Annotated in this window: 25 protein-coding genes and 2 pseudogenes; 17 read left to right on the plus strand and 10 right to left on the minus strand. The window is 70.3% G+C overall.

The window, feature by feature from the left end:
* Positions 1-24 precede the first annotated feature (24 nt).
* Positions 25-597 carry an acireductone dioxygenase gene (locus tag ACGFY5_RS03540; RefSeq protein ID WP_392716890.1) on the plus strand — a complete coding sequence of 191 codons (573 nt, stop codon included), beginning with the start codon at positions 25-27 and terminating at the stop codon, positions 595-597.
* Here the strand turns inward: ACGFY5_RS03540 and ACGFY5_RS03545 are convergent.
* The 3 genes and pseudogenes from ACGFY5_RS03545 to ACGFY5_RS03555 form a co-directional block, all read right to left on the minus strand.
* A complete protein-coding gene (locus ACGFY5_RS03545) occupies positions 594-1,817 on the minus strand; it encodes an acyl-CoA dehydrogenase family protein (RefSeq protein ID WP_392716892.1) in 1,224 nt (407 codons plus the stop codon). The two genes, ACGFY5_RS03540 and ACGFY5_RS03545, sit on opposite strands and share 4 nt — an antisense overlap.
* Before the next feature lie 14 nt (positions 1,818-1,831).
* Positions 1,832-2,158 (minus strand): annotated as a pseudogene (locus ACGFY5_RS03550) (SDR family NAD(P)-dependent oxidoreductase); the annotation flags it as partial.
* Positions 2,159-2,335: 177 nt separating this feature from the next.
* Positions 2,336-3,067, minus strand: a pseudogene (locus ACGFY5_RS03555) (NmrA family NAD(P)-binding protein); the annotation flags it as partial.
* A gap of 103 nt (positions 3,068-3,170) precedes the next feature.
* Here ACGFY5_RS03555 and ACGFY5_RS03560 point away from each other — a divergent pair.
* Positions 3,171-3,647 carry a pyridoxamine 5'-phosphate oxidase family protein gene (locus ACGFY5_RS03560; RefSeq protein WP_392716894.1) on the plus strand — a complete coding sequence of 159 codons (477 nt, stop codon included), beginning with the start codon at positions 3,171-3,173 and terminating at the stop codon, positions 3,645-3,647.
* Here ACGFY5_RS03560 and ACGFY5_RS03565 read toward each other — a convergent pair.
* Both ACGFY5_RS03565 and ACGFY5_RS03570 read right to left on the minus strand, forming a co-directional pair.
* A complete protein-coding gene (locus ACGFY5_RS03565; protein WP_392716896.1) occupies positions 3,644-4,306 on the minus strand; it encodes an NADPH-dependent F420 reductase in 663 nt (220 codons plus the stop codon). The two genes, ACGFY5_RS03560 and ACGFY5_RS03565, sit on opposite strands and share 4 nt — an antisense overlap.
* 36 nt (positions 4,307-4,342) lie before the next feature.
* On the minus strand, positions 4,343-4,801 hold the full coding sequence (locus ACGFY5_RS03570) for a hypothetical protein (RefSeq protein WP_392716898.1): 459 nt from the start codon (positions 4,799-4,801) through the stop codon (positions 4,343-4,345).
* A 170-nt stretch (positions 4,802-4,971) separates the two neighbouring features.
* On the opposite strand from ACGFY5_RS03570, the gene ACGFY5_RS03575 reads away from it, so the two are divergent.
* The 3 genes from ACGFY5_RS03575 (at position 4,972) to ACGFY5_RS03585 (ending at position 9,369) form a co-directional block, all read left to right on the plus strand.
* Complete coding sequence (locus ACGFY5_RS03575; protein WP_392718637.1) at positions 4,972-5,394, plus strand: NUDIX domain-containing protein; 423 nt, start codon at positions 4,972-4,974, stop codon at positions 5,392-5,394.
* Positions 5,391-6,125, plus strand: coding sequence for a class I SAM-dependent methyltransferase (locus tag ACGFY5_RS03580; RefSeq protein WP_392716900.1), 735 nt, complete (start codon positions 5,391-5,393; stop codon positions 6,123-6,125). Before ACGFY5_RS03575 ends, ACGFY5_RS03580 begins: the two co-directional genes overlap by 4 nt.
* A gap of 205 nt (positions 6,126-6,330) precedes the next feature.
* On the plus strand, positions 6,331-9,369 hold the full coding sequence (locus ACGFY5_RS03585; RefSeq protein ID WP_392716902.1) for a tetratricopeptide repeat protein: 3,039 nt from the start codon (positions 6,331-6,333) through the stop codon (positions 9,367-9,369).
* A gap of 33 nt (positions 9,370-9,402) precedes the next feature.
* On the opposite strand, the gene ACGFY5_RS03590 is transcribed toward ACGFY5_RS03585, so the two are convergent.
* From ACGFY5_RS03590 to ACGFY5_RS03600, 3 genes are read right to left on the minus strand one after another with little or no spacing between them, the layout of a single operon-like run.
* Positions 9,403-10,422, minus strand: a complete 1,020-nt coding sequence (locus ACGFY5_RS03590; RefSeq protein ID WP_392716904.1) for a substrate-binding domain-containing protein — start codon at positions 10,420-10,422, stop codon at positions 9,403-9,405.
* The gene (locus tag ACGFY5_RS03595; protein WP_392716906.1) at positions 10,419-11,501 is read right to left on the minus strand and encodes an ABC transporter permease; all 1,083 of its coding nucleotides are present in this window, start codon (positions 11,499-11,501) and stop codon (positions 10,419-10,421) included. Before ACGFY5_RS03595 ends, ACGFY5_RS03590 begins: the two co-directional genes overlap by 4 nt.
* Positions 11,498-12,256 carry an ATP-binding cassette domain-containing protein gene (locus tag ACGFY5_RS03600; protein ID WP_392716908.1) on the minus strand — a complete coding sequence of 253 codons (759 nt, stop codon included), beginning with the start codon at positions 12,254-12,256 and terminating at the stop codon, positions 11,498-11,500. Before ACGFY5_RS03600 ends, ACGFY5_RS03595 begins: the two co-directional genes overlap by 4 nt.
* A gap of 157 nt (positions 12,257-12,413) precedes the next feature.
* On the opposite strand from ACGFY5_RS03600, the gene ACGFY5_RS03605 reads away from it, so the two are divergent.
* The 6 genes from ACGFY5_RS03605 (at position 12,414) to ACGFY5_RS03630 (ending at position 18,066) form a co-directional block, all read left to right on the plus strand.
* On the plus strand, positions 12,414-13,406 hold the full coding sequence (locus ACGFY5_RS03605) for a LacI family DNA-binding transcriptional regulator (protein WP_392718639.1): 993 nt from the start codon (positions 12,414-12,416) through the stop codon (positions 13,404-13,406).
* Positions 13,407-13,459: 53 nt separating this feature from the next.
* On the plus strand, positions 13,460-14,845 hold the full coding sequence (locus ACGFY5_RS03610) for a ferric reductase-like transmembrane domain-containing protein (protein WP_392716910.1): 1,386 nt from the start codon (positions 13,460-13,462) through the stop codon (positions 14,843-14,845).
* An 11-nt stretch (positions 14,846-14,856) separates the two neighbouring features.
* Complete coding sequence (locus tag ACGFY5_RS03615) at positions 14,857-15,324, plus strand: FMN-binding protein (RefSeq protein ID WP_392716912.1); 468 nt, start codon at positions 14,857-14,859, stop codon at positions 15,322-15,324.
* Positions 15,321-16,133 (plus strand): FAD:protein FMN transferase, encoded by an 813-nt coding sequence (locus ACGFY5_RS03620; protein WP_392716914.1) that lies wholly within the window; start codon positions 15,321-15,323, stop codon positions 16,131-16,133. Before ACGFY5_RS03615 ends, ACGFY5_RS03620 begins: the two co-directional genes overlap by 4 nt.
* Before the next feature lie 104 nt (positions 16,134-16,237).
* On the plus strand, positions 16,238-17,407 hold the full coding sequence (locus ACGFY5_RS03625; RefSeq protein WP_392716916.1) for a sensor histidine kinase: 1,170 nt from the start codon (positions 16,238-16,240) through the stop codon (positions 17,405-17,407).
* Positions 17,395-18,066, plus strand: a complete 672-nt coding sequence (locus tag ACGFY5_RS03630; protein WP_392718641.1) for a response regulator — start codon at positions 17,395-17,397, stop codon at positions 18,064-18,066. The genes ACGFY5_RS03625 and ACGFY5_RS03630 overlap by 13 nt, the downstream gene beginning before the upstream one ends.
* Positions 18,067-18,205: 139 nt before the next feature.
* Here the strand turns inward: ACGFY5_RS03630 and ACGFY5_RS03635 are convergent, their stop codons facing one another.
* The gene (locus ACGFY5_RS03635) at positions 18,206-19,195 is read right to left on the minus strand and encodes a helix-turn-helix transcriptional regulator (RefSeq protein ID WP_392716918.1); all 990 of its coding nucleotides are present in this window, start codon (positions 19,193-19,195) and stop codon (positions 18,206-18,208) included.
* A gap of 62 nt (positions 19,196-19,257) precedes the next feature.
* Between ACGFY5_RS03635 and ACGFY5_RS03640 the strand changes: the two genes are divergently transcribed.
* The 5 genes from ACGFY5_RS03640 (at position 19,258) to ACGFY5_RS03660 (ending at position 23,605) form a co-directional block, all read left to right on the plus strand.
* The gene (locus ACGFY5_RS03640) at positions 19,258-20,211 is read left to right on the plus strand and encodes an ATP-binding cassette domain-containing protein (RefSeq protein ID WP_392716920.1); all 954 of its coding nucleotides are present in this window, start codon (positions 19,258-19,260) and stop codon (positions 20,209-20,211) included.
* Entirely contained in the window at positions 20,208-20,939 is a 732-nt protein-coding gene (locus ACGFY5_RS03645) for an ABC transporter permease (protein WP_392716922.1), read from the plus strand. The genes ACGFY5_RS03640 and ACGFY5_RS03645 overlap by 4 nt, the downstream gene beginning before the upstream one ends.
* A 152-nt stretch (positions 20,940-21,091) precedes the next feature.
* Complete coding sequence (locus ACGFY5_RS03650) at positions 21,092-21,871, plus strand: CAP domain-containing protein (protein WP_392716924.1); 780 nt, start codon at positions 21,092-21,094, stop codon at positions 21,869-21,871.
* A gap of 88 nt (positions 21,872-21,959) precedes the next feature.
* Positions 21,960-22,754, plus strand: a complete 795-nt coding sequence (locus tag ACGFY5_RS03655; RefSeq protein ID WP_392716926.1) for a PrsW family intramembrane metalloprotease — start codon at positions 21,960-21,962, stop codon at positions 22,752-22,754.
* Between the two features lie 50 nt (positions 22,755-22,804).
* Entirely contained in the window at positions 22,805-23,605 is an 801-nt protein-coding gene (locus tag ACGFY5_RS03660; protein WP_392716928.1) for an SDR family NAD(P)-dependent oxidoreductase, read from the plus strand.
* 70 nt (positions 23,606-23,675) lie between these two features.
* Here the strand turns inward: ACGFY5_RS03660 and ACGFY5_RS03665 are convergent, their stop codons facing one another.
* Positions 23,676-24,872, minus strand: a complete 1,197-nt coding sequence (locus ACGFY5_RS03665; RefSeq protein ID WP_392716930.1) for a zinc-dependent alcohol dehydrogenase — start codon at positions 24,870-24,872, stop codon at positions 23,676-23,678.
* 124 nt (positions 24,873-24,996) lie between these two features.
* Between ACGFY5_RS03665 and ACGFY5_RS03670 the strand changes: the two genes are divergently transcribed.
* Positions 24,997-26,502, plus strand: coding sequence for a diguanylate cyclase domain-containing protein (locus tag ACGFY5_RS03670; RefSeq protein ID WP_392716932.1), 1,506 nt, complete (start codon positions 24,997-24,999; stop codon positions 26,500-26,502).
* Positions 26,503-26,534: the final 32 nt, after the last annotated feature.

Raw genomic sequence — 26,534 nt, forward strand, 5'->3', positions numbered from 1 at the left:
GAACGCGGAAAGGCGGAGGTTGTCATGACATTACTGACTGTTTGGGGCGACGATTCCCCGGCCGAGCCGGTGCTGCGGACCGAGGACCCGACCGAAATCGCGGCGGTCCTCAAGGAGCACGGCGTTCGGTACGAGCAGTGGCCGCTGCAACATCTTTCGGACGAATCCACCAACGAGGAGGTTCTGGCTGCTTACCAGGACCGGATCGATGCGGTGAAAAAGACCGAAGGCTACATCCTGGTCGACGTCGTGCAGATGCGGCCGAGCAGCGACCCGGGGTGGCCGGAGCTGGTGCGTAACTCGCGGGAGAAGTTCCTGAACGAGCACACGCACGACGACGACGAGGACCGGTTCTTCGCGTCCGGCTCGGGCATCTTCTACCTGCACGTCGGTGGCAAGGTGCACGCGGTGTTCTGCGAGGCAGGGGACCTGCTGTCGGTGCCGGGTGGCACCACGCACTGGTTCGACATGGGGACGAACCCGGAGTACAAGTCGGTCCGGTTCTTCCACGACGAGGACGGCTGGGTGGGCAACTTCACCGGCAGCACGATCTCGTCGAACTTCCCCACGTACGACGAGATCGCAGCTACCCGCTAGCTGTAGCCGCTGGGCTCGGGGTAGGCGCCACGAAGTAGGTGGTCGCCTACCTCGATGGCTTTGTGGGAGACCGGGTCGTGGAGCGTGAGCGTCCGGACGTCCCGCCAGAAGCGGTCCAGGCCGGTACCGGACTTGGTGGCGCGGGCGCCGGTGAGTTCGAACACGCCCTGGGTGGCGTCGAGCGCGGCCTGGGTCGTGACGACCTTCACGGCCGAGAGCTCCACTGACACCTCGCCGCGCTGCTCGTGGCCGAGATCCCAGCCCTTCGCGGCGGCGGCCACCCACGCGGTCCCGGCGCGGTCGGTGAGTGCCCGCGCGGCTCGCACCTGGGACTCCAACTCGCCGTACTTGACCCGTACGAGCGGGTCGTCCGCCGCCTCGGCCACCCCGGACGTGGCCCAGGCGCGGGACTTCGTGCGGGTGTACTCCGCGCCGAAGCGCAACGCACCCTCGGCGGTGGACACCGCCAACAACCCCAGCAGGATCTGGAACCCGAGCGCGGACAGGCTCGGGTAGGGCGGCGCGTCCGGGTCGGTCTGCTCACCCGGCCCGAGAATGTCCTCCTCGGCCAGGAACGCCCCGTCGAACGCGATCGACCCCGACGCCGAGGCGCGCTGGCCGAGCGAGTCCCAGTCCTTGCCGTGCACGACGCCGGCGGTGTGCGTCGGCAGGGCGAAGCCGTATTTCTGACCGGTGACGGTGTCGGTGCCCGAGGCGATGACCCGGTCGGAGACCTCCGCGCCGGTCGCGAAGAACTTCTTGCCGCGGACGAGATAGCCGCCGGACGTCGGCTCGAGCTCCAGGCCCGCGTCCCGCGGGTTGCCCGCACCGCCCCAGAGCCAGTTGTTCCGGGCCGTCTCGGTGGCCAGCCGCTCGACGACGTCGACGCGCCGGGCCAGGCGGGTACGCCAGCTGTGCAGGTAGTGGTAGCCGAGCACGTGCCCGATCGACGTGTCGACGCGTCCGACCCGCGAGACCACCTCGAACGCGGTCAGCCAGCTGCCGCCGTGACCGCCGTTGCGGGTCGGGACGAGCAGCGGCAGCAGCCCGGCGTTCCGCAGCAACTCCACCTCTTCGTGCGGCGCCGCACCGGCGCGGTCGCGGGCGACGGCGTCGGTCGCGAGCTGCGCGGCGACCTGGTCGGCGACGCCGATCCACCGTTCGTGGTCGGCGGGTCGCGGTGCGTCGGTGGAGGTGTCGGGGTGTTGCGGGTCCGTCATGGCCGAAGTATCACTCAGCGCAGGTGCGCGTAGCTCTCGGGGTTCTCGTCCAGGTACTGGGCGAACGTGCGTGCGGGGTGGCCGGTCAGGTGGGGTATGTCGTCGGTGACGGCGCTCAGCGAGCCGTCGGCGATCGCCGCGTACGACGTGACCCAGCCGGCGACCTCGAACTCCGGGGCGCCGTAGACCGCGCGTGACGCGTAGGCCTCTTCGAGTGTTTCGGCCTGGTACCGAATCGGCCTCCCGACCCGCCGCCCCAACTCCTCCACGGCTTCTTCGAGACTGATCGCCACGGGCCCGGTGAGCGCATAGGTCCGTCCGTCGTGCGGGCTCCCGCCGGCTGCCGTGGCGGCGGAGGGAGCAGAAAGTGAGGGCTTCGCCCCCACACCCCCCGCGCCTGCGGCGGGGCCTGCGCCTGCGGTGGGGCCCGCGCCTGCGGTGGGGCTTGTGGCTGTGGTGGGGCTTGCGCCTGCGCCTGCGGAGGGCGCGCTGGCGGCTGCGGCTAGCAGCACTGTGGCGGCGGCCTCGGCCACGTCTGTCGGGTGGACCGCGCTGACGCGGCCGGTGCCGGCTGGGCCGCGGAGGATGCCGTCGGGGCCGACGAGGGCGGGCAGCATCGACGTGTAGAACGAGTCGCGGAGGAACGTGAAATCGAGGCCCGTGCCGCGGATGTACTGCTCGGTGTGCCAGTGGTCGCGGCCGAAGGTGAACGTGCACTCGGGCGAGGCGCCGAGGAACGACAGGTAGACGATCCGTCCGACGCCGGCGGTCGCCGCAGCGTCGATCACGGCACGGTGCTCGGCGACGCGGTCCGCGGACTCGCGTCCAGAAACCAAGAACAACGTGCCGACGCCTTCGAGCGCCGCACGCACCGCGGGTGCGTCGGCGTAGCCCGCACCAATCGAAACCCGCGCGGCCTCGGGCGCCGCGCCCCGGCCGGCCGCGTCCGCAGCAGCGTCTCGAGCCGCGCCCTGCGCTCCGGCCGTGTCGGCGGCAGCGGATGCTGCTGCGCCTTGCGCTTCGGCCGTGTTGGCGGCAGCGGATGCTGCTGCGCCTTGCGCTCCGGCCGTGTCGGCGGCAGCGGATGCTGCTGCGCCTTGCGCTTCGGCCGCGTCGGCGGCAGCCGCGTCTTGGCGAGCGGCGGACCCGCGGACGAGTAGGCGGTGGGGGGTGCCGGAGGCGGCTAGGCGGGATGCGACCTGGCGGCCGATCGTCCCGGTCGCGCCGGTCACCGCGATTTCACCAGTCACTTCGCCACCCTATGTCGTGGTACGCGATTGCTCAGAGTGCTGACTCGGCCACGCGGAATCGATCGAGCCGTCACAATGAAGGATCCCGAGGTGAGGAGTTCCGGTGGAGGACGCCCGCAAGCTTCTGGAGGACTACGTCAGCTCCGGCAAGGTGATCCAACTGGCAACACTGGACCCCACCGGCGCGCCCGTGGTCTGCAACCTCTGGTTCGCGAGCGCGTTCGGCCCCGACCGGATCTGGTTCATGTCCCGACCGAACCGCGAACACTGCGCCAACCTCCGCGCCGACCCCCGCGTCGCCGGTGCGATCCTCGCGATCGAGCTCGAGGGCATCGAGCAGGACGTCCGGGGTGTGACGTTCGTCGGCACGGGCAAGGAACTGCCGACCGTCGGCATCGACGAGCAGATCGCCGGGTACGCGGGCCGCTGGCCCGAGGCCGCCGACGCGATCGCCCCGGAGGCATTAGCCGCCGAGGCGACCCCGCACCGGCTGTACGAGATCACCGTCGAAAAGTGGGTCCTCTTCGACGAGCTCTACTACCCTGAGCAGCCGAAACAGCCGGTGCGCGTGAGTCGTTAGGCCGAGGCGAGCGCCGCGCGGACCTTGTCGGCCGGGCCGGTGACGGCATCCTGCAGGGACGCGCCCGCGTAGATGCCGCCGTAGGCGGGGGTGCCCGGCTGGTAGCGGCGACCCTCGGCGAGGGGGCCGGCGTCCACGGCGTCGTAGCCGATCGCGTCCAGGAACGCGGTCACGGCGGCCTTGGCGTCGGCGTCGTCACCGGCGATCGCGAGCGCCGACCGGTCGGACGCACCGGCCGGGCGGGCGAGCGACCGCAGCGACTCCCAGTAGATGTTGTTGAACACCTTCACGACGTGCGCCCCGACCAGGTGCCCCTGCAGCAGCTCGCTGCCCGTCGTCGAACCGTCGTCGAGCGCGGGGAACTTCCCGTCCCGGTCCGGGTAGTAGTTGTTCGTGTCGACCACGGCCTTGCCGGCCAACGGCTCCACCGGCACCTGCTGGTACTTCCCGAACGGCACCGACACCACGACCAGGTCACCCGCCGCGGCCGCCTCGCTCGCCGTCGCCGCGCGCGCCTTCGGGCCGAGTTCGGCCACCAGGTCCGCCAACGTCTCCGGGCCGCGTGAGTTGCTCACGACGACGTCGTATCCGGCCGCTACCGCGAGCCGGGCCACGGTGCCACCGATGTGTCCACTGCCGATGAATCCCACAGTCGTCATAGACCCGCTAACCCGACCGTCTTACGAGGCATTCCCTCAGCCCACCCTGCGCATCCAGCACTGGTCGCCGTTCTCGTCCTCGAGCATCAGACGGGCGGTCGTGAGCTCGCGGATCGTGAACGACTCCACCCCGAGACCGGCCCGGACGCGCAGCGTCGAACCCTGCCGGGAGTAGGCGAGCGTGTAGACGTCGTCCCGGTCCGGGCTGCGCGGCACCTCCACCTGCCGCACGCGGATCGACCCGTGCGTGGTGAACGTGAACTCGCGTCGGCTGATCCCTGAGTCCTCCACCATCACCGCGAGGCCCCACGGCACCGAGCAGCCGGTGAGGTCGACGGGCTGCCAGACGTTCCCTTCGAGCGTCGCTTCGGGGCTGCTCTCGCCCGGTGCGAGCGCTTGAGCGGCGCCGGTGACCTCCTCCGGGGGAGAAGGAGTCGACTCGCAACCCGCGAGAACCGCTGCGGCGACGAGCACGAGCGCGGTAATTCGGAACATTCCTAGCTCCCCCCGATTAGGTACATTCCCCCCGTTTCGCATTATTGGTTGCCTAGGTTTCAAGACCGGACGGACGCGCCCAGAAATAAGCTCGGTCCCGTGATCAGTGAAAGCGTTAGCGGGTGAGCGTCTTCTCGAAGCGGTTCGCTGTCGTTCCGGCCGCCTACGTAATGCTCCGCCGCGACGACGGACAGGTGTTGCTGCAGCTCAGGCAGAACACGGGCTACTCGGACGGCCACTGGGCGATCGGCGCGGCCGGTCACGTCGAGCACGGCGAGTCGGTGTTCGACGGCGCGTGCCGGGAGGCCGCCGAGGAGCTCGACATTCACATCGACCCCGCTGCACTGACCCCGCTCTGCGTGATGCACCGGACAAAAAAGACCAGGTCCGCGATCGACGAACGCGTCGACTTCTTCTTCGAATGCCGGACGTGGAGCGGCGAACCGCGGCGGCGAGAGCCGAAGTACGCGGCCGAGCTGCGGTGGGCGGCCCTGGACGCGCTGCCCGATCCAGTGGTGCCGCACGAGCGGTACGTGCTCGAAAATCTGCGCGACGGCACGCTCGAACCGGTTGTAGCCTTCGGCTTCTCATGACCGGCAGCCTGGAATTCCACAGTCCGCTGTCCCCGGAACGCGCTCGGCGAATCGTCGACAGGCTGGCTCGGAACCGGCCGTCGACGGTGCTCGACATCGGTAGCGGCTGGGGTGCGCTGTTACTCCAGGTTCTCGACGCCGTTCCGCGCGCGACCGGCGTCGGGATCGACGTCAACACCGACGACCTGGCCCGCGGCCGGAAGCTCGCCACGGCCCGCGGCCTGGCCGACAGAGTGGAGTTCGCCGAGGAATCCGGCGTCGGCACCACCCGTGGGCCGGCGGATCTCGTGATCTGCGTGGGCTCCGGCCACGCGCTGACCGAGCGTCCCGGCGACTTCGCGGGCACGCTGCGCGAGCTGCGTCGCCTGGTCGCGCCGGGCGGTCGGGTGCTGTACGCGGAGGGGTTCTGGCAGCGCGCTCCCACCGACGTCGAGCTGGCGCGGATGTGGCCCGGTGCCGCCGCGGACGACCACACGGACCTGGCCGGGCTCGTCGAGATGGTGGTCGACGCCGGGTTCCGGCCCGTGTGGTCCGAAACTGCGTCCGAGGACGAGTGGGAGCAGTTCGAATCGGGGTACCAGGCTGACCTGGAGGAGTGGATCGCGGCCCACCCCGGCCATCCGGAGGCGGAGATCCGGCGGGAGAAGGCCGACGGCCACCGGGCCAGTTGGCTCGGTGGCTACCGGAACGTGCTCGGTATGGCGTATTTGACCCTGGCGCCGGTCGGCTAGGGCCGATCCGCTGATTTGCAGACTCGGGCGGCGCAGCGAGGGGGCGGAGGGGGATGGCGAGCCGGTTGCCGTGCTGCCCCGAGCCGGCACGGACACCGGCGTTCGCCTGCCCGAACGGACAGTGCACCTCCGACCTTGCGTAAATCTTGTGCGGTAGCCGAGTCCCTGTTTACTGGGGAGTCCACAACGACGGGGGAGGAGACTGATGCCCCAGTTCCGGCTGCTCGGACCGCTGGAAATGACGGTCGGGGATCGGGTCGTGAACCTGGGGCCGGTCAAACGCCGAACCGTGCTCGCGGCGATGCTCATCGACGTCGGCCGCCCGGTTCGGGTCGAGACGCTCGTCGATCGGGTCTGGGGCGACGAACCTCCCGCGAAGGCGCGTGACGTCCTCTACGCCCACATCGCGCGCATCCGGAGCGCCCTTGTCGGATCGAGCGTCGTCGTCGAGCGGCGCTCCGGTGGGTACGCGCTGCACGTCGACCCCGATCGGGTCGATGCGCACCTGTTCCGGCGTCTGGTCGCCGAGGCACGCGCGGACGACTGTCCCGCCGAACGCCGGGCCACCCTGCTGCGTGCCGCCCTCGACCTCTGGCAGTCGGCGCCGCTGGCGGACGTGCCGGGTAGCTGGGCGGACGGCGTCCGCGAAAACCTGGAGCAGCAGAGACGCAGCGCGGTGGCGCTGTGGGCACGCACGTTGAGCGAGCTCGGGCGTCCCGCGGCGGTCGTCGACGACCTGCGTGAGCTGGTCGCGCTGGAGCCGTTGGCCGAACCGCTGCTGGTCGAGCTGGTGCGCGCGCTGCACCTGGCGGGCCGCAACGCCGAGGCGCTCGACACGTACGCGCGCGCCCGGGCCCGTATCGCCGACGAGCTCGGCGTCGAGCCCGGCCCGGAGCTCCGCGCGGCCTACGAGTCCGCCCTCCACGCCGACGACCCCATCGCCCAACCGGCCGCACCCGGACGGCCCGGCGCCGCCCGGCCAGGGCCAGGCCGGCCCGGGTCCGCCCGGCCAGGGCCCGGCCAGCCCGGGTCCGCCCAGCCCGGGTCCGGCCACGCCGGGGTCGCGCCGGACGAGGCCGCGCAGACCGGGGCCGCCCCGCCCGAAGGCGTGCAGGCCGACGCCGCCCAGGGCGCGGCGAGACCGGCGCGGGCTGTGCCCGCTCAGCTTCCGGCCGACGTACCGGCGTTCACCGGCCGGGGCCCGGCCTTGGCGGAGCTCACCGAGCGCCTCGCAGGCCCCGAACCCGCGGGGGCGGTCGTCGTCTCCGCGGTGTCCGGCACCGCGGGCGTCGGCAAGACCGCGCTCGCGGTGCGCTGGTCCCACGAGGTCCGCGACCAGTTCCCCGACGGCCAGCTGTACGTCGACCTCCGCGGTTACGGCCCCGAACCGCCGGTAGCCGCCTCCGCCGCGCTCGCGGGTTTCCTCACCGCGCTCGGCGTCGCCGCGCGTGACGTCCCGCTGCGCCTCGACGAACGGGCCGCGCGCTACCGCACCGAACTCTCCGGCCGTCGCCTCCTGATCGTGCTCGACAACGCCTCCTCGGTCGAGCAGGTCCGGCCGCTGTTACCCGGCTCGCCCACCTGCGCGACGCTGGTCACGAGCCGGGACGTGCTCAGCGGCCTGGTCGCCGTCGACGGCGCTCACCGCATGTTCCTCGACCTGCTCGAACCGGCCGAAGCCACCGCGCTGCTGCGCTCACTGGTCGGCCGCCGCGTCGACGACGACCCGGACGCCGCGAAAGAGCTGAGCGACCAGTGCGGACGGTTGCCCCTCGCACTGCGGATCGCCGCCGAGCTGGCCAACGCTCGCCCCCAGAGCCCCCTCGCGGACCTGGTCGCGGAACTGGCCGACCACCGCGCCCGCCTCGAACTCCTCGACATCGGCGGTGACCCCCGCGCCGACGTCCGCGCGGTGTTCTCCTGGTCCTATCTGCGCCTTCCGGCCCACGTCGCGCGCATGTTCCGCTTGCTGGGTGCGCACCCCGGTTCCGAGTTCGACGCCTATGCGGCCGCCGCGCTCGCGAACGTCGACGTCAGCGACGCGGTGGGGGCGCTCGACGCGCTGGCCCGCGCCCACCTGATCCGGCCGGTGGCACCCGGCTTCTACGACGTCCACGATCTGCTCCGTGCCTACGCCCGCTCGGAAGCCGAGGGGACCGACGACGCCGGGGCCGCGACCAGGCTGTTCGACTACTACCTGGCGGCGTCGTCCGCGGCGATGGACGTGCTCTATCCGGCGGAGCGGCACCGGCGCCCGATCCCGCCGCGGATCGACACGCCGCTGCCGGTGTTGCCGGCGGCGGACGACGCCCGGGTGTGGCTCGACCGGCATCGGGCGGTGCTGATCGAGGTCGCGCAGTACACGGCGGCACACGACCGGGCCGACGTCACCGGGGCACTGGCCTCGACGCTCTACGTCTACCTCGACAACGGCGGGTACTCCGCGGACGCGCTCACCGTCCACAGCTGTGCCCTGGACGCCGCCGAGCGGGCCGGAGACCGGGCCGGGGTCGCGGCAGCGCTCTCGCACCTCGGTGTCGTCTACTGGCAGATGGGCCGGTACGCGGACGGGATGGACCACCTGGAGCGGGCGCTCGCGGTATTCCGGGAGCTCGGCGACGCGGTGGGGGAAGCGCGGACGGTCGGCAACCTCGGGGTGATCTGCCAGCAGACCGGGCGTTACGTCGACGCCGAGGGGCACCACACCGTCGCGCTGGCGCTGTTCCGGGAGCTCGACGACCGGGTGGGGCAGGCGAACACCGCGACGAACCTCGGCGACATCCTGATGCGCCTCGGCCGGAACGAGGAGGCGATCGCCCTCCTGGTCGACGCGTTGGAGCAGTTCCGCGGGTTGGAGCACAACGGGGGAGTGGCCACCGCGCTGACGAACCTCGGTGAGGTGCACCTGAACCTCGGGCGACCGTCGGAGGCCGCCGGGTACCTGCGTGAGGCGGTGGATCTCTTCGCGACGATCGGCGAGCGGTACGGGGAGACGTGTGCGCTCAACGGTCTCGCGGAGGCGGAACTCGCCCGCGGCTCGGCCGAAGCCGCCGACCGGTTCGCCGCCGCTCTCGCGCTGGCCACCACGATCGGCGAACGAGCCGAACAGGCCCGGGCCCACCTGGGCCTGGCCCATTCCACGCCCTACCCCCGCGAGCACCTGGACCAGGCCCTGGCGCTCTACACGGAGCTGGGCTCCGACCACGCGGACGACGTGCGCAAAGAGCTCGAAGCGCTCGCCTGACCACGACGGGTCAGGCGAGCGCCGTCGGCTAGCTCAGCACTTGGACTTGTAGATCGCGTTGGCGCCGTCGCCGTCGATGTTGTCCTTGGTGAGGATCGTGAACCCGGTCTGCACCTTCGCCGTCACGTTCCCGCCGTCCAGCGAAGCCACCGCCGCGTCGACGCCGAACTTGCCGATTTCGGCCGGCTGCTGAGCGATCAGCGCCTGCACGGTACCGGCCCGCAGCGCCGCCACCTGGTTCGGTCCGGCGTCGAAGCCGATGACCTGTACCTTGCCGGTCTTCCCGGACTGCTTGATGCCGGTCGCCGTGCCCTCCGCGGAGAACAGGTTCAGCGCGAACACCCCGACGATGTCCGGGTCCTTCTGCAGCGCGGCGCTGATCAGGTTCGACGCGGTGGCCGGGTCGTTGTGCGAGTACTGCACGCCCAGGTACTGGTACTTCGAGTCGGCCTTCACCGCGTCCTCGAAGCCCTTGGCCCGCGCGTCGGTCGTCGAAATACCCGGGTCGACGCCCATCGCCAGCACCTTGCCACCCTGCGGCGCGAGCTTCTTGATCGCGTCGAACGCGGCCTTACCACCACCGACGTTGTCCGACGCGATCGCCGATACCGCCACCGACGGGTCGTCGACAGTGGTGTCGACCAGCACCACCTTCACACCCGCGGCCTTCGCCTGGTTCAGCGAACCCTGCATCGCTTTGACGTCGGTCGGCGCGACCAACAGCGCGTCCGGCTTGGCGGAGACGACGGAGTCGACGATCGGCTTCTGCAGCGTCGGGTCGAACTTCGTCGGACCCTGCGTCTTGACCGTGACGCCGAGCTTCTTCGCCTCCTCCTCGATGCCGCACTGCATCGTGATGTAGAACTCGTCGCCCTGGACACCCTGGACGAACTGGATGTTGTAGTTCTTGCTGGCCTTGTCGACCGACGCCTGCTCCGAGGCGGCGGGCCCGTTGTCGGCGGCCGAACCGGTGTCTTCGTCGGGCTTGGACGACGAGCAACCGGCCACCGCGAGGGCGACGGCACAGAGAACAGCGAGGGGCATTCGTTTCATGAGGACGCCTTCCCAATCAGCTTTGACCGGAGAGAGGGACGCTTCGCGCCGGCACCGCGAGCAGCGGCCTTCCGGCGACTCTGATCGAAGTAGACGGCGCCGACCAACACCGTGCCGACGGCGACGCCCTGCCAGAACGGCTGGACACCGATGATGACGAAACCGGCCTGCAGCACGGCCGGGATGAACAGGCCGACGACGGTGCCGAAGATCGAACCTTCGCCACCGAAGATCGAGGTGCCGCCGATGACGACGGCAGCGATCACGTTGAGGTTGGTGAGCGACTGACCGGCGATGGTCGTCGTCCCGAACTGGGACAGCGCGAGGACGGCCGCGAACCCGGAGAGCATGCCGGCCAGGCCGTACACCTTGATCAGGTGCCGGTCGACGCGGACGCCCACGCGACGGGCGGCGAGCTCGTTGGAGCCGACCGCGTACGTGTACCTACCGAACCGGGTGCGGTGCAGGATCACCCCGCCGATCACGACGACGATCAGCGCGGTGAAGGGGAGGGCCGGGATGCCCAGGATCTTGATGTACGTGTTGTAGTCGGTCAGCACCTCCGGGACGGCGCGGATGTCGATTCCACCGGTGATCACCTGGGCCAGGCCCAGGGCCACCGACAGGGAGCCGAGCGTCACGATCAGCGGTGGCACCTTCGCTTTCGCGACGAGGATGCCGTTGAGGACGCCCCACGCCAGGCCGGAGACGAGCGCAGCCAGGATGCCGAGCGCGGCGACGCCCCAGCCCTCGCCCCCGACTGCCTCCATCGTCTTGGCGGCGATCACCGAGGAGAAGACGAGTACGGAGCCGACCGAGAGGTCGATGCCGGAGGTGATGATCACGAACGTCATGCCGACGGCGATCACGGCCCAGACCGCGACGTTCTGCGAGATCAGCGAGAAGTTGCTGGTGGAGAGGAAGCGGTCGCCCGCGGTGATCGAGAAGAACACGACGATCAGCAGGAGGACGCCCAGAATCCACACCGACTGCAGCGCGCCCAGTCGCTGCAGCGCAGTGGGGTTGGGCTCGTCGACGACGTCGCCGCTCTCCGCCGCCACCTCGGTCCCCGTGGTCATTGGCCTACCTCCAGGGAGCCGGTCATCGCGCCTACGAGCTGGTCGACGCTGGTGCCGGCGGCGTCGAACGTCGCCACCCGCGTGCCGAGGCGCAACACCTGCACGCGGTCGGCGACCTCCAGGACTTCGGGCATCGAGTGCGAGATCAACACGACAGCGACACCCTTGTCCCGGACCCGCTTGATCGTGTCCAGCACGTTCCGCGTCTGGACGACACCCAGCGCGGCGGTCGGCTCGTCGAGGAACACCAGTCGAGCGGCCCAGGTGATCGCCCGGACGATCGCGATCTGCTGGCGCTGACCGCCGGACATCGACCCGACCGGCGCATTCAACGCCCGTACCGTGCCGCCGAGCTCGGCGAAACCGGCCGCCGCCCGGGTCCGCATCGCCTTCTCGTCGAGAAATCCGAACTTCCCGAGCAGGCCGCTACGCGGGATCTCCCGCCCCAGGAACATGTTCTGCACCGGGCTCAAGTGCGGCGCCAGCGCCAGGTCCTGGTACACGACCTCCATGCCCATCGCGGAGGCCTGCTGCGGAGTGGCGATCCGCACCGGCGTGCCCTCGAACAACAGCTCCCCGGAGTCGAGTTCCAGGTTGCCGGAGAGCGCCTTCACCAGCGTGGATTTACCGGCCCCGTTGTCGCCGATCAGCGCGGTGACCTCGCCCGGGTACACCTCGAAGTCGACATCTCGGAGGGCTCGGACATGTCCGAAACTGCGGTTGAGTCCCCGTGCTTCGAGGAGCGGAGTCGTCAAAACGGATCACCCCGTTCATCCGGTGGTAACGCACACTAGGCGTGTCCCGCGTCACTGTCACCGGTGACAAGTAACGAATCCGCATCAGATGTCACCGGTGTCAGAACGCGTTGCAGACTCGGTAACATCCGGGTCCGGAGGTGACGCCTTGACCACCATGCGGCAGGTCGCGGAACGCGCGGGTGTGAGCGCCAAGACCGTTTCCCGGGTGGTCAACAAAGACAGATACGTCTCCGACGACGTCCGGCGCCGTGTCGAGCAAGCCATCGAGGACCTGCGGTACACGCCGAACCTGCTGGCGCGCACGTTCCGATTCGGACGCGACCCCGCGATCGGCATCGCGGTGCCCGACATCTCCGACCCGTTCTTCGCCGCGGTCACCCACACCGTCGAGCAGGTCGCCAGAGGGCGGGGCGTCGCGACGTTCGTGACCAGCCTCGGCACCGACGGTTCGCTGGAACGCGCCGCGGTGGAGGCGCTGCTCGGCAGGCAGATCGCCGGGCTCATCTCGACACCGGTCAGCGCCGACCAGTCCTACCTGGAACCGTGGAAGGGCCGGACGTCGCTGGTCTTCATCGACCGCCCACCGCGCAAACTGACAGCGGACACCGTCGTCGAGGACGACGTCGGCGGCGCGCAGGCGGCCACCGCGCACCTCATCGGCCACGGCCACCGGAGGATCGCCTACATCGGCGACGAGCGGCAGATCGCGACCACCCGGCGCCGCCTCGAGGGCTACCGCGCCGCGCTGGCCGACGCGGGCATCGAGATCGACGAGTCCCTCATCTGCTTCGCCGGTGCGGGCGGGAACGCCGCGGGGGACGACGCCGTGGCCCTGTTGAAGGCGTCCGACCCGCCGACAGCGCTCTTCTCGTCGAACCCGAAGTGCTCGATCGCGATCGTGCCCGCGCTGCAGCGGCTGGACCGCTCAGACGTCGCACTGGTGAGTTTCGGCGACTTCCCGCTGGCCGGCTCGCTGCGTCCGGCGCTGACCGTCGTCGATCAGGATCCCGAGGCGCTCGGACGCTTCGCGGCCACCCGGCTCTTCGACCGCATCGACCAACCGGACCGCCGGCTACGGCGGCTCACCGTGCTGCCGGTGCGGCTGGTGGAGCGCGAGTCCTGCGGAACTCTTAACTACCCGACCTGAACCTCTTCCACGCCTGCCGCGTGCCTTCTCTACAGACGGCACAGGAGGCCAACATGACCGCCACGCTGAACAATCAGTACGTGCCGGCGCACGGGGTCAGGGCGCCGGCGGGTCGGGCTCCGGCATTACGTGTCGGTCCCACCCCGGTTCTGGTGGGTATCGGCCTCGGTGGCGTCGCGGTGCTCGCGCTCTGGTGGACGAACACCACCACGATCGTCGGGCTGGGTGACTACCTGACCAACGCGGGCCGCATCACCGGCCTGCTCGCCGGCTACGGGGCGATCATCCTGCTCGGGCTGATGGCCCGGGTGCCGGCTCTGGAGCGCGGCATCGGCACCGACCGGCTGACCCGCTGGCACGCGATGGGCGGCCGGTACACGGTCAGCATGCTGGTCGCGCACGGCCTGCTGATCACCTGGGGATATGCGGTCACCGCCCGGACGTCGGTCGTCGGCCAGGGGCTCTCGCTGATCAAGGACTACCCCGACGTCCTCTACGCGACGATCGGCGCGGTGATGTTCGTCGTCATCGGCGCCCTGTCGGCCCGGGCCGCGCGCAAGCGGATGAGCTACGAGGCCTGGCACCTGATCCACCTGGGCACCTACCTGGCGATCGCGCTGTCGTTCCTGCACCAGTTCTCCACCGGCGCCGATTTCGTCGGCAACAAGCCCGCGCAGTACGCCTGGTCGACGCTGTACGGCGTCATCAGTGTGCTGTTGCTCTGGTACCGCGTCGTCGTGCCGGTTCGGTCGGCGTTCCGCCACCGGCTGCGGGTCGCGGGTGTGCGCATGGAGGGCCCGGACGTCGTCTCGGTGTACCTGAGCGGCCGGTACCTCGACGAGCTCAAGGCCGAGCCGGGCCAGTTCTTCCGGTGGCGCTTCTTCACCCCGTCGAGCTGGTGGGCGTCCAACCCGTACTCGCTCTCGGCGCCGGTGTCCGGTGGGCGGCTGCGGATCACGGTGAAGGACGCCGGCAACCACAGCGCCTCGCTCGCGCAGCTGCAGCCCGGTACGAAGGTCATGGCCAGCGGGCCGTACGGCGCGTTCACCGGCGGCGTCCGGCGGCGTCGGAAGGTGCTGTTGATCGGCGCGGGCGTCGGCATCACGCCGCTGCGGGCCCTGCTGGAGACGCTGCCCGGTCGGCCCGGCGACATCACGCTGATCTACCGGGCCCGGCACATGTCCGACCTGGTGCTGCGCGCCGAGATCGAGGAGATCGCGTTCGACCGCGGCGCCCGGGTGCACTATCTGGTCGGCACGCGTGAGCAGCTCGGCGGTGACCCGCTCTCGGCCGAACAGCTGGAGTACCTGGTGCCGAACCTCAAGCACCACGACGTCTATCTCTGTGGTCCGGAGAATCTGACCTCCGCGACGCGGGAGTCGCTGCGCGACGCCGGTGTGGCGCGCCGCCGCATCCACCACGAGTCGTTCGAGTTCTAGGAGCTCTTTCCGTGCGTAAGTTCCTGTACGCCCTCCTCGGAACCGTCGCCGGCCTCGGCGGCCTGATCGGTCTCAAAGCGAACCTGGCGCCGGCCGATACGCCGGCGCAGGCCGCCGATGCCCCGCCGGCGGTCGAGGCCCCGCCCGCTGCGGACGCGCCTGCTGCGGACGCCCCCGCTGGTGACGCGCCGGCTGGTGATGCCCCGAAGACCGCGACGGGCGACCTCGCGACCAACCAGTACGAGTCGTTCCAGGTCAAGGTCACGGTCTCCGGGAAGAAGATCTCCAAGGTCGAGATCGAGGCGCTGAAGCCGAAGGACGCGCGCTCGAAGCAGGTCACCGGCGATGCACTGCCGAAACTGCAGAAGGCGACGCTGGAGGCGCAGAGCGCCGAGGTCGACACCGTCTCCGGCGCGACCTACACGACGAAGAGCTACAAGGAATCCCTGCAGAGCGCACTCGACCAGGCGGGGCTATGAGTCTGTCCGCAACCGCGTTCGCGAGTCCGTCCCTTACCGCAGCGCTGCGGGCTACGCCCGTCCGGCGGGTCGAGGAGTGCATGGGAACCGTCTTCTCCCTCGACGCCAGGGGAGTGGGCGTCGACCCCGACGCCGTGGACGCGGTGATCCGCTGGCTGCACTGGGTCGACGCTACGTTCTCCACGTACCAGCCGAACAGTGTCGTCTCCCGGCTGAGCCGCGGTGAGCTGACCGTCGACGAGTGCCCGGCCGAGGTCCGCGAGGTGCTCGGGCTGGTCCGGGTGGCATCGATGGCCAGCGACGGGTACTTCAGCGAGGCGCCGCACGGGTTCCTCGACCCGACCGGCATCGTCAAGGGCTGGGCCGTGGAGCGGGCCAGCGACATGCTCGTCGCTGCCGGTTCCACCAGCCACGTCGTCAACGGCGGGGGAGACGTCCAGCTGGTCGGTGAGGCCGGCGCCGGGCGTCCCTGGCGGGTGGGGGTCGCCCATCCGCTGCGTCCGCGTCAGCTGGTCGCGGTGGTCTCCACGAGCGACGCCGCGGTGGCCACGTCCGGCACCGCCGAGCGCGGTCGGCACATCGTCGATCCGCACCGCGGTGCGCCCGCCGACGGCCTGGCCAGCGTCACGGTCATCGGACCCCGGCTGGCGTGGGTGGACGCCTGCGCGACCGCCGCGTTCGCGATGGGCCTCGACCGCGGGCTGGCCTGGATCGAGGGCCAGCCCGGTCTGGAGGCGCTCGCCGTGCTGCCGAACGGCCGCACCCGTTCCACTTCCGGGTTCACGCAGTGGGCGGCTTTGACCGACTGAGCGGACGGCTGCCGAGCGCGGCACCGCCCGCTTCGGAGCAGAGGCGAGAACGGTTCCGACCTTGGTCGGTATCGGCGCCGGGGTGCCCGACCTAGCCTGACGACATGACAGGAGACTGCGCCGACACCCGGCGTCCGTGGGGCAGCGGGCACAGCCCCGGGCTCCGGGTCGAGGTCCCGATCATGGTGGCGCTGACCGCGATCATCGCCGTCACGATCTACGGCCTCCCGGCCGCCGCCCACGAGCAACTGCTCGGGCTCGACGTCGTCGTCGGCGTGATCAGCGTCGCGATGGTTCCGGTGCTGCTCCGGTGGCCCGTGGCGGCGGCGGTCGTGCTTGCCCTGCTGACGTTGGTCTCGCCGGCGGCGACGGCGGGCGCGTCCGCGGCGACGATGCTCGTGGCCCAGTCGCGGCCGTTCCGGGTCGCGGCGGCGATCGGCGTCGGAAGCATCGCTGCGCAGGCGGTGCAGGCGGCATGGCGTCCGACGCCGAGCCTGGGATACGGGTGGTGGCTGGCGCTGATCACTGTCGCGTGGGCCGCGCTGGTCGGCTGGGGGGTCGTGATCCGGGTCCGGCGGGAGCTGCTGGAATCCCTCCGGGAACGGGCTCGCCGCGCCGAGGCCGACCGGGACCGGCGGGTCGCGGAGGCCCGGCTGGCCGAGCGCACCCGCATCGCCCGCGAGATGCACGACGTCCTCGCGCACCGGCTGACGCTGCTCGCCACCTATGCGGGGGCGCTGGAGTACCGGCCGGACGCGGCGCCGGAGAAGCTGTCGGCGGCGGCCGGGGTCGTCCGGTCCGGCGTGCGTGAGGCCCTGGAGGAGCTGCGCGCGGTGATCACGGTGTTGCGTGACGACGACCCGGCCGACGAGATCCGTCCCCAACCGAGCCTCGACGATCTGGATCGGCTGGTCGAGGAATCGCGGGACGCCGGTACGACCGTGGCGCTCGAGAACGGGCTGGTGGGCGCTGACCTCCCCGCGGCGGCCGGGCGCACCGTGTACCGGATCGTCCAGGAAGGACTGACGAACGCGCGAAAGCACGCGCCGGGGGCGCCGGTGACCGTCGCGCTGGACGGCGAGCCCGGCGACGGGCTGCGGATCGAGCTGCGTAATCCGGTGCCGGTGACGACCGCGGCGGCACCGTTGCCCGGTGCGGGGATGGGGTTGCTGGGGCTCACCGAGCGGGTGCAGTTGGCTCGGGGCGAGCTGGACCACGGGATCGGTTCGGACGGTGAGTTCCGTCTGCGGGTGCGGATACCCTGGCCGGCGTGACGCCTCCGGTGCGGGTCCTCATCGTCGACGACGACGCGATGGTGCGGGCCGGGTTGACGATGATGCTCGACGGGGCGGGGGGCGATCGCGCGATCGCTGTGGTGGGGGCCGTCGGGGACGGGGTCGAGGTACCCGAGGCGGTGAGTGCGCACTCGCCGGACGTGGTGTTGATGGACATCCGGATGCCGCGGCTCGACGGGGTCACCGCCACGCGGCGGTTGCGTCGGCGGCAGGAGCCGCCGGAAGTGATCGTGCTGACGACGTTCGACACCGACGAGCACGTGTTGCAGGCGCTGCGTGCCGGGGCGAGTGGGTTCCTGCTCAAGGACACTCCGCCTGATCAGCTGGTGGAGGCGGTGTTGCGGGTGGCGGCCGGGGATCCGATCCTGTCGCCGCAGGTGACGCGGAGGCTCATCGACCGGGTCGCGGTCGAGGCGGGGGCGTTCGAGCGGGCCCGCACCGCGTTGGACGCACTGAGTCCGCGCGAGCGGGACATCGTGCGGGCGGTGGCGTCGGGGAAGACCAACGCCCAGATAGCGACCGAGCTCTACGTCAGCGTCGCCACCGTCAAGTCCCACCTCACGAGGGTTCTCGTGAAGCTGGAACTAGACAACCGCACCCAGGTCGCGTTGCTCGCGCATGACGCGGGCTGGGCGTAGCCGCGCGCCGCTCGCGCGCCGAGCGCCATCCACCGCGCCCGCGGCGCGTCCGCAGCGGGTCATCCGGCGTGACCGCAGCGGGTCATCCAGCGCGCCCGCAGCGCGTCCGCAGCGGGTCATCCACCGCGCCCGCGGCGCGTCATTCGGCTGAGGCCGTTGCGTCCGCGGTGCTGGCTGCGCTCGCAGCGCGCGCGTAGCGTGCGCCCGTGGCGCGGAGCGCTTCCGCGAACTCCGGGGGACCCATCACCTCGAAGTCCGCTCCGAGCCACCCCAGCGAAGCGATGGGCCACTCGAGGTAGTCGCTGCGGATCACGATCCGACAGGCCTCGGGGCCCACCGCCGAAACGTCGGCTTCGCGGCCGAAGGCGTTGCGGACAGCGGCCTCGGACGCGTGCACGACCACCTCGATCGTGTACCGGTGCGGCCGCTCAACCTGCCGCTGCTTCACGAACGCCGCCGCGTCCGCGGCGGGAAGGTCGCGCTGCCGGAACCGCGCCCCGGTCGGCTGCGGCGCCGTCAACCGATCGACCCGGAACGTCCGCCAGTCCCCCCGCTCGACGTCCCACGCCACCAGGTACCAGCGCCGCCCCAGCGACACCAACCGATGCGGCTCCACCAGCCGCTCACTCCGCGAAGCCCCCCGTGCCGTGTACGAGAACCGCAACCGCTCGTCGTCCCGGCACGCGCTCGCGATCACGGCCAGCGCTTCGGCGTCGACGGTAGGACCGCCGGAGAACACCCCCGGCACCGTGTACGTCCGCAGCGCCTCGACCCGGCGGCGCAGCCGCGGCGGCATCACCTGGATCACCTTGGTCAACGCTCGCACCGACGTCTCCTCGATGCCCTCGACCGCCCCACCGGCGGCGGTACGCAACCCCACCGCGATCGCCACCGCCTCCTCGTCGTCGAGCAGCAACGGCGGCATCGCGGTCCCGGACCGCAACTGGTACCCGCCCGCGACCCCCCGCGACGCGTCGACCGGGTACCCCAACTCCCGCAGCCGATCGACGTCCCGGCGCAGCGTCCGCTCGCTGACGCCGAGCCGGTCGGCCAGATCGCCGCCCGGCCAGTACCGGTGCGTCTGCAGTAGGGACAGCAACCGCAGCGTCCGCTCGCTCGTGTTCGCCATGGGTCGAGCATCGCGAACATTGCGGTCAGAAAGTGGCCGGAATGACTTCTACCGTGGACGACATGATCAAGACATCAGCCTTGACCAGGCACTTCACCGTCAAGAAGAAGACGGTCGAAGCAGTGAGCGGCCTGGACCTCGAAGTGAAGCCAGGCGAGCTCATCGCGTTCCTCGGCCCCAACGGCGCAGGCAAATCAACAACACTGCGCATGCTGACGACGCTCCTCGCGCCGACGTCCGGCACCGCCGAGGTCGCCGGGTTCGACGTGCGGAAGCAACCCCGCGACGTGCGGAAGCGCATCGGCTACATCGGCCAGGGCAACGGTGCCGGCTACAGCCAGCGCGGCCGCGACGAACTGATCAGCCAGGGCCGCGCGTACGGGCTCGACCGGGCGTCGGCGCGCAGCCGGGCCGCCGAGCTGATCGACTCGCTCGGTCTGGAGGCCGTCGCCGACCGGCTCGTGTCCTCCCTGTCCGGTGGCCAGCGCCGCCGACTCGACATCGCGATGGGGCTGATCCACACCCCGCCGCTGCTCTTCCTCGACGAGCCGTCCACCGGCCTCGATCCGCAGAATCGCGTCAACCTGCAGGAACACATCCGGCGGCTGCACGACGAGCACGGCACGACGATCGTGCTGACCACCCACTACCTGGACGAGGCCGACCACCTGGCGCAGCGGATCGTCGTCATCGACCACGGAAAGCTGATCGCCGACGACAGCCCGACCCGGTTGAAGTCCGAGCACGTCGGCGACCGGATCACGCTGGCGTTCGGCACCGCGGACCTCGCCACCCGGGCGGCCAATCGCGCCGCTGTCCTCGACGGCCGGATCGACGTAGCCGGCACGACGGTCACGGTCGCCGTGCCCGAGGGCACGCACCTCGTCCCCAAGTTACTGCGGAGCCTCGACGAGGCCGAGATCCCGGTGACCGCTGTCGAGGTCACCCGCCCGACGCTCGACGACGTCTTTCTCGTACTGACCGGCCGGAGCCTCCGGGAAGGGGCAGCAGCATGAGGGACACCGCCGTTGTTTTCAGCCGCGAACTGCGGCCCGTGCTGCGCAGCCCGTTCTCGCTGATCTTCACGATGGTGCAGCCGGTGTTCTTCCTGGCCCTGTTCGCGCCACTCCTCCCCGATGACGTTGGGTCGCTGCAGTGGTTCGTGCCGGGCATCGTTGTGATGTCGTGCCTGTTCGGGACGTCGGTCACCGGCTCGAACCTGCAGTTGGAAATGCAGACCGGGTCGCACGAGCGGATGCTGGTCTCGCCGCTGAGCCGGTCGTCGCTGCTGATCGGGCGGGCTCTGAAAGAGATCGTCCCGATGGTCGCGCAGGCCATCGTGCTGATCCTGGTGACGATCCCGTTCGGCTTCCGCTTGCACGTCGTGGGCGTCGTCGTCGGGCTGGTGATCCTGTCGGTGTTCTGTGTCGGGCTCGGCGCGCTGTCGTACTCGTTGGCGCTGGTCAGCGAGGGTCAGGAGTGGATCTTCTGGACCGTCCAGCAGACGCTGCTCTTCCCGCTGCTGCTCATCGCCGGGATCCTGCTCCCGCTGGACAACGGCCCGGGCTGGCTCAAGGCTCTGAGCCACGTCAACCCGCTCACCTACCTGGTCGACGCCGAGCGCGTCCTCTTCAACGGCGAGGTGCTGTCCGGAACCGTCGGCGCGGGTCTGCTCGCCGCGGTCCTCACCTGCCTCGGCGGCCTGTGGGTGGGCATCCGCACGATGCGCCGCGACCCTGCCTGAGGCCTGCACACTTTGGCGGCCCATAGGCCGCCAAAGTGTTCACGCCTCGGGCGCCAAAGATCTGGTGAAGCAGAATTAGATCGAACCCAAACGCGCCTTAAGCTGCACTGAATGAGGTTCACGGGTCGCGTGTGACCCGTGAGGCTGATGGCGTGCACAGACGCCGCCGCTCACCGTCACGCGTCCGCTTACTGGTCGGCGGGGCGGCGGTCGTCGCGGCGATAGCCACCGGCGGCATCGCGGTCGTCGGCCTGACCGGTGACGACGCTTCCGGCGACGCGAGCGCGGCGATCCAGACGGCCGAGACGCTCGAACCGCGGGCGACCGACTACCCCGCCGTGGACGACGAGCCGTCGGAGTCGGCGAGCCCGAGCGCGAACGAGTCCACGCAGCGACCGCGCTTACCCGGCGGCGCACCGCAGGCCGCCACCGGCACGTCACCGAGCCCGAAGGCCAGCAGCGCGAGCCCTCGTGCCCGGCGCACGACGAAGGCCCCGGCCGCCAGCACCGGCTCGCCCGAACTCGCGGTGCTCGCCCGCATCAACGAGGCCCGCGCCGACGAGGGCCTCGACGCGCTGACGATGGACACGCAACTCGTCGCCGCCGCCCACGCGCACAACCTGCAGATGGCGGACGGGTGCGGGCTTTCGCACCAGTGCGACGGCGAGTCCGGCATCGGCGACCGGATCAGCGCGCAGGGCGTGCAGTGGTCGTCGGTCGCGGAGAACGTCGGCGCCGGCGGGCCGGTCGACGACGACGACAGCGGCCAGCGGCAGATGGCGGTCGGTTTGACCGACAGCATGCTCGCCGAGGTTCCGCCGGACGACGGTCACCGCAAGAACATCCTCAACCCCGACTTGTCCCGCATCGGCATCGACGTCATCCGGGACGACAACGGCACGGTGTGGCTCACCCACGATTTCGCCGACTGAAGCCTGTCTACTGCGCGACACTCTGACGTGAAATCCCACCCTCCGGGGAAGGTTGCTGATAACAACCAAGTTTGAGGGGATGGTCGTCATGAGGTTCGCGCGTCGCTGGTCGTGGGTGGCCGTTCTGGTCATCGGACTGGCGTTGTTCTACGCCGTGCGCCGGGCCACGCTCGACACCGGGAATCCGAATCTGATCCCCTCGCTGATCCTGCTCGGCGCCGCGGTGGTGCCGATGACGTTCGTGGCGTTCCTCGCCGGGCGGCGGATCGACTACGGCGTCAGCGGCGGCACGCTCGCCCTCACCGCGCTGGTCGGCGGCGTCATCGGTGTCGTGACGGCAGGCGTCCTGGAGTACGACGCGTTGCACGACCTCGGCGTGCTGCCGATGGTCGCAGTCGGGCTGATCGAGGAGAGCGCGAAGCTGATCGCGCCGCTCGTCCTGGTCTTCGCGCTCAGGCCGCGCCGGCCCGCCGACGGTCTGCTGATCGGTGTGGCGTCCGGTGCCGGGTTCGCGACGTTGGAGACGATGGGCTACGCGTTCGTCACGCTGATCCAGTCCAAGGGCAGCATCAGTGCTGTCGACGACGTCCTGTTCCTGCGCGGGGTGCTCAGCCCGGCCGCGCACATGGCCTGGACCGGCCTGACCGCCGCCGCTCTCTGGTACGCCGCCGAGCACCGCTGGCACGCGTCGGCAGTGCTGCGTTTCGTCGGCATCTTCGTCGTGGCAGTTGCTCTGCACACCGCGTGGGATTCGCTCGGCAGCACGGTCGCGTACGCGGTCCTCGCCGCGGTGAGCCTGGGCCTGCTGGGCGTGACCACCCACCGGCTGTCGGTCGAGTCCCGCTCGGCCTTCGGCCACACGCACGCACTCGCCGAGGCATAGATCGCCGACCTCCGGGCAACGCCAGGGAAATTCCGGAGGAGGTACCGCAGATGACCAGTAACCAATTCGCCGTGGTGACCGGGGCGTCCAGTGGCATCGGTTACGAGCTGGCCAGGCAATTCGCCGCCCACGGCTTCGACCTGCTGATCACCGCCGAGGACGAGGACGTGAACGCGGCCGCGATCGATCTGCGCCGGGACGCCGGGCATTCCGTCACCGCCGTCCAGATCGACCTCGCCCAGCCGAGCGGCGTCGAGCAGCTCCACCAGGCGATCGTGGCCGTCGGTCGCCCGGTGGACGCGATCGCGCTGAATGCCGGGCGCGGTGCCGGGGGCGACTTCGTCCGGGACACCGACCTCCGCGACGAGATGGAGATCATCGACGTCAACGTCCGCTCCACGGTCCACCTGGCCAAGCGGGTCCTACCGGCCATGGTGGAGCGCGGCGAGGGCAGGGTGCTGTTCACGTCGTCGATCGCGTCGACGATGCCGGGCACGTACCAGGCCGTCTACAACGCGTCCAAGTCGTTCGTGCAGTCGTTCGCCGAGGCGCTGCAGGCCGAGCTCAAGGACACCGGGGTCACGATCACGTCGCTGATGCCGGGGCCCACCGAGACGAAGTTCTTCGAGCGCGCCGACATGCTCGACACGAAGGTCGGCGCTAGCGACAGCAAAGACGACCCGGCTGACGTCGCGAAGCAGGGGTTCGAGGCGCTGATGAAGGGTGAGTCGCGCGTCGTGGCGGCGAGCTTCGGGACGAAGGCGCAGGAGGCGGCAGCGAAGGTCCTGCCGGACAAGTTGAAGGCCGAGATGCACCGCAAGATGGCCGAGCCCGGCTCCGCCGAGAGCTAGGCCGGCTCGACCGACGAAGCGGTCCCGTTCCGGCGCGATATCACGCGCCGGAACGGGACCGCTTCGTAGCTCAGGCCTGGAGTTCGGGCTTGAGGACGACCTTGATGCAGCCGTCCTTCTTGTCCTTGAACAGGTCGTAGGCCTCGGGGGCCGACTCCAGCGGCATCGAGTGCGTCCGCAGGTCCTCGGTGCCGAGCGGGTCGTCGGCGCCGGTCAGCGCCGGCATGATCTCGTCGACCCAGCGCTTGACGTGCGCCTGGCCCATCCGCAGCGTCACGCCCTTGTCGAACAGGTCCATCATCGGGAACGGGTCGGCCTGGCCGCCGTACACACCGATGATCGAGATCGTTCCGGCCCGGCGGACGCTCGCGAACGCGGTCCGCAGCGCCGCCATCCGGTCCACGCCGACCTTGTCGATCGCGACCTTCGCCACCGCGTCCGGCAGCAGACCAGCGGAACGCTGCGCGAACTCCTGGAACGGCGTTCCATGCGCCTCCATACCAACGGCTTCGATGACGCCGTCCGCGCCGCGTCCGTTGGTGAGCTCCGCGATCGCCGCGGGGACGTCGTCGACCTCACGCTCGTCGAGCACCGTGATGCCGTGGCGGCGGGCCATCTCGAGGCGCTCGGTGACGTTGTCGACGGCGATCACCTGCTCGGCGCCGAGGTATTTCGCGACCCGGGCCGACATCTGGCCGATCGGGCCGAGGCCGACCACCGCGATCGTGTCGCCGGGCTTCGTGTCGGCGTACCGCACGGCCTGCCACGATGTGGTGAGCACGTCGGAGAGGTAGAGGAACCGCTCGTCGGGGTGGTCGGTCGGCACCTTGATCGGGCCGAACTGGGCCTGCGGTACCCGCAGGTACTCGGCCTGCCCGCCGGGCACCTGCCCGTAGAGCTTGGTGTAGCCGAACAGCGACGCACCCTTGCCCTGGTCGGTGTTCTGGGTGGTCTCGCACTGGGCGAAGTAGCCCCGGCTGCACATCCAACAGTGACCGCAGGAGATGTTGAACGGGACGACCACGCGGTCGCCGGGTTTGATGTGGGTGACCTCGGAGCCGACCTCCTCGACGATGCCCATCGGCTCGTGACCGAGGATGTCGCCGGGCTCGAGGTACGGGCCGAGGACGTCGTAAAGGTGCAGGTCGGAGCCGCAAATCGCGGTGGACGTCATCCGGACGATGGCGTCGGTCGGCTGCTGGATGATCGGGTCGGGGACCGTTTCGACGGAGACCTTTTGGGTTCCTTGCCAAGTCAGAGCACGCATTGTCGCGTGATGCCCGGAAGGCTCTAACCTATGCGGTCCGCGGGCCACTTCGTTCCATCGGCGTCGACCTAGTCCGGTTGAGCAGAACACGAAGCTGGCCGTCTGGTGTGCCGATCAGATCGACGTGCAGCGTTCGGCCTATTTCAGAGCGGCGTGCACGGACCGTGGGCTGCTCACGCTGGCTGGCGGGTTCCTGCTGGCCTCGGTCTGGCTGATCCTCGGCAACACTCCCGAGCCCCACCGCACGACTGTGTACTGGGCCATCCAGTTTCCCGGTGACCTGGTGTTCTTCGTCAGCGCGTTGGCGGTGTCGCGCATCCTGCGACCCGATCGGCGTGCGTACCGCTTCTGGCGACTGCTGACGCTCGCCGGTGCGGCGTTCATGACCGCGGACGCGCTCCGCACCTTCGAGGGAATCGTCGGGCTGGAGACGACCGAACCGGGCGCCGTGCAACTGGCCTGCCTGGCCGTCGGTCAGGCCGCGTTCCTCGTCGCGCTGGTCGGCTATCCGATGTTGCTCGGCACCGGGGCGGCCCGGCAACGTTTCCTCCTCGACGCTGCGATCGTGCTGGCCGGCGTCGGAGCGCTGGTCTGGTTCCTGCTGTCCGATCCGCGATCGGCGTCGGCGTCGGGTGGCCTCATCGGCGGCCTGGTGATCGGCGTCGAGGTGCTGCTTGTCGGCTTCTTCGCGGTGAAGCTGGTGCTCAGCGGCCATAGCCCGGTCGCGCTTCCGGCCGCGTCGACGATGATCGCGGCCGCGATCGTGCTGGTCGGCCAGACCACGGTGCTGCCGATCTACGCCGGGCCGCTGGAGCCGGGGGTCCTGCTCGCCATCCAGCTGCTGTCGACGGTGCTGATCGCCGCCGGGCCGCGTCTGGAGCTGCTGCGGCTGCGAACGGACCCCGAGCACACCCGGCCGCGGACCCGCCGCCGCACGTACAGCCTGCTGCCGTACCTGGTCGTCGGTGTAGTGCAGCTGCTGCTGTTCGGCGCGTTCGCCATCGACCAAGAGCTGACCATGCGCTGCTGGGGGATGCTGATCGCGATGTGCCTGGTCACCGGGCTGGTCGTCGTCCGCCAGCTGTTGGCGTTCGGCGAGAACGCGCGTCTGATCGGGCAGCTGGACCACGCGAACCAGCAGCTGCGCTACCAGGCTGATCACGACGTGCTGACGCAGCTGGCGAACCGGCGGCTGTTCACCGAGCGCCTGGACGCGACCACCGACCACGACTCGGACTCCGTCGCGCTGCTCGCGATCGACCTCGACGGCTTCAAACCGATCAACGACCGCTACGGCCACCACATCGGCGACGCCGTGCTGGTCGCGGTGGCCGAGCGGATCCGCCGGTGCGTGCGGCCGACCGACACCGCGGCGCGCCTGGGCGGCGACGAGTTCGCGGTGCTGATGCCCCGCACGACGCACGAAGACGCCGGGCAGCTCGTCGCCAGGCTCGAACGGGTGCTGTGCGAGCCGATCGGGATCGGTGACCTCCGATTGAACATCGGTGCGAGCATCGGGGTGACGGTCGGCAGCGCGGACGACCCCGAGGCGCTGCTGCGGGCCGCCGACGCGGCGATGTATGCGGAAAAACATCGGCGGCGACCGCGGGATCTGATGCAACACCGGTAGCTCACCCGGCGACGGACGAGGTGTGACGATCT

The organism is Cryptosporangium sp. NPDC048952, from assembly GCF_043197895.1.
GTDB lineage: Bacteria > Actinomycetota > Actinomycetes > Mycobacteriales > Cryptosporangiaceae > Cryptosporangium.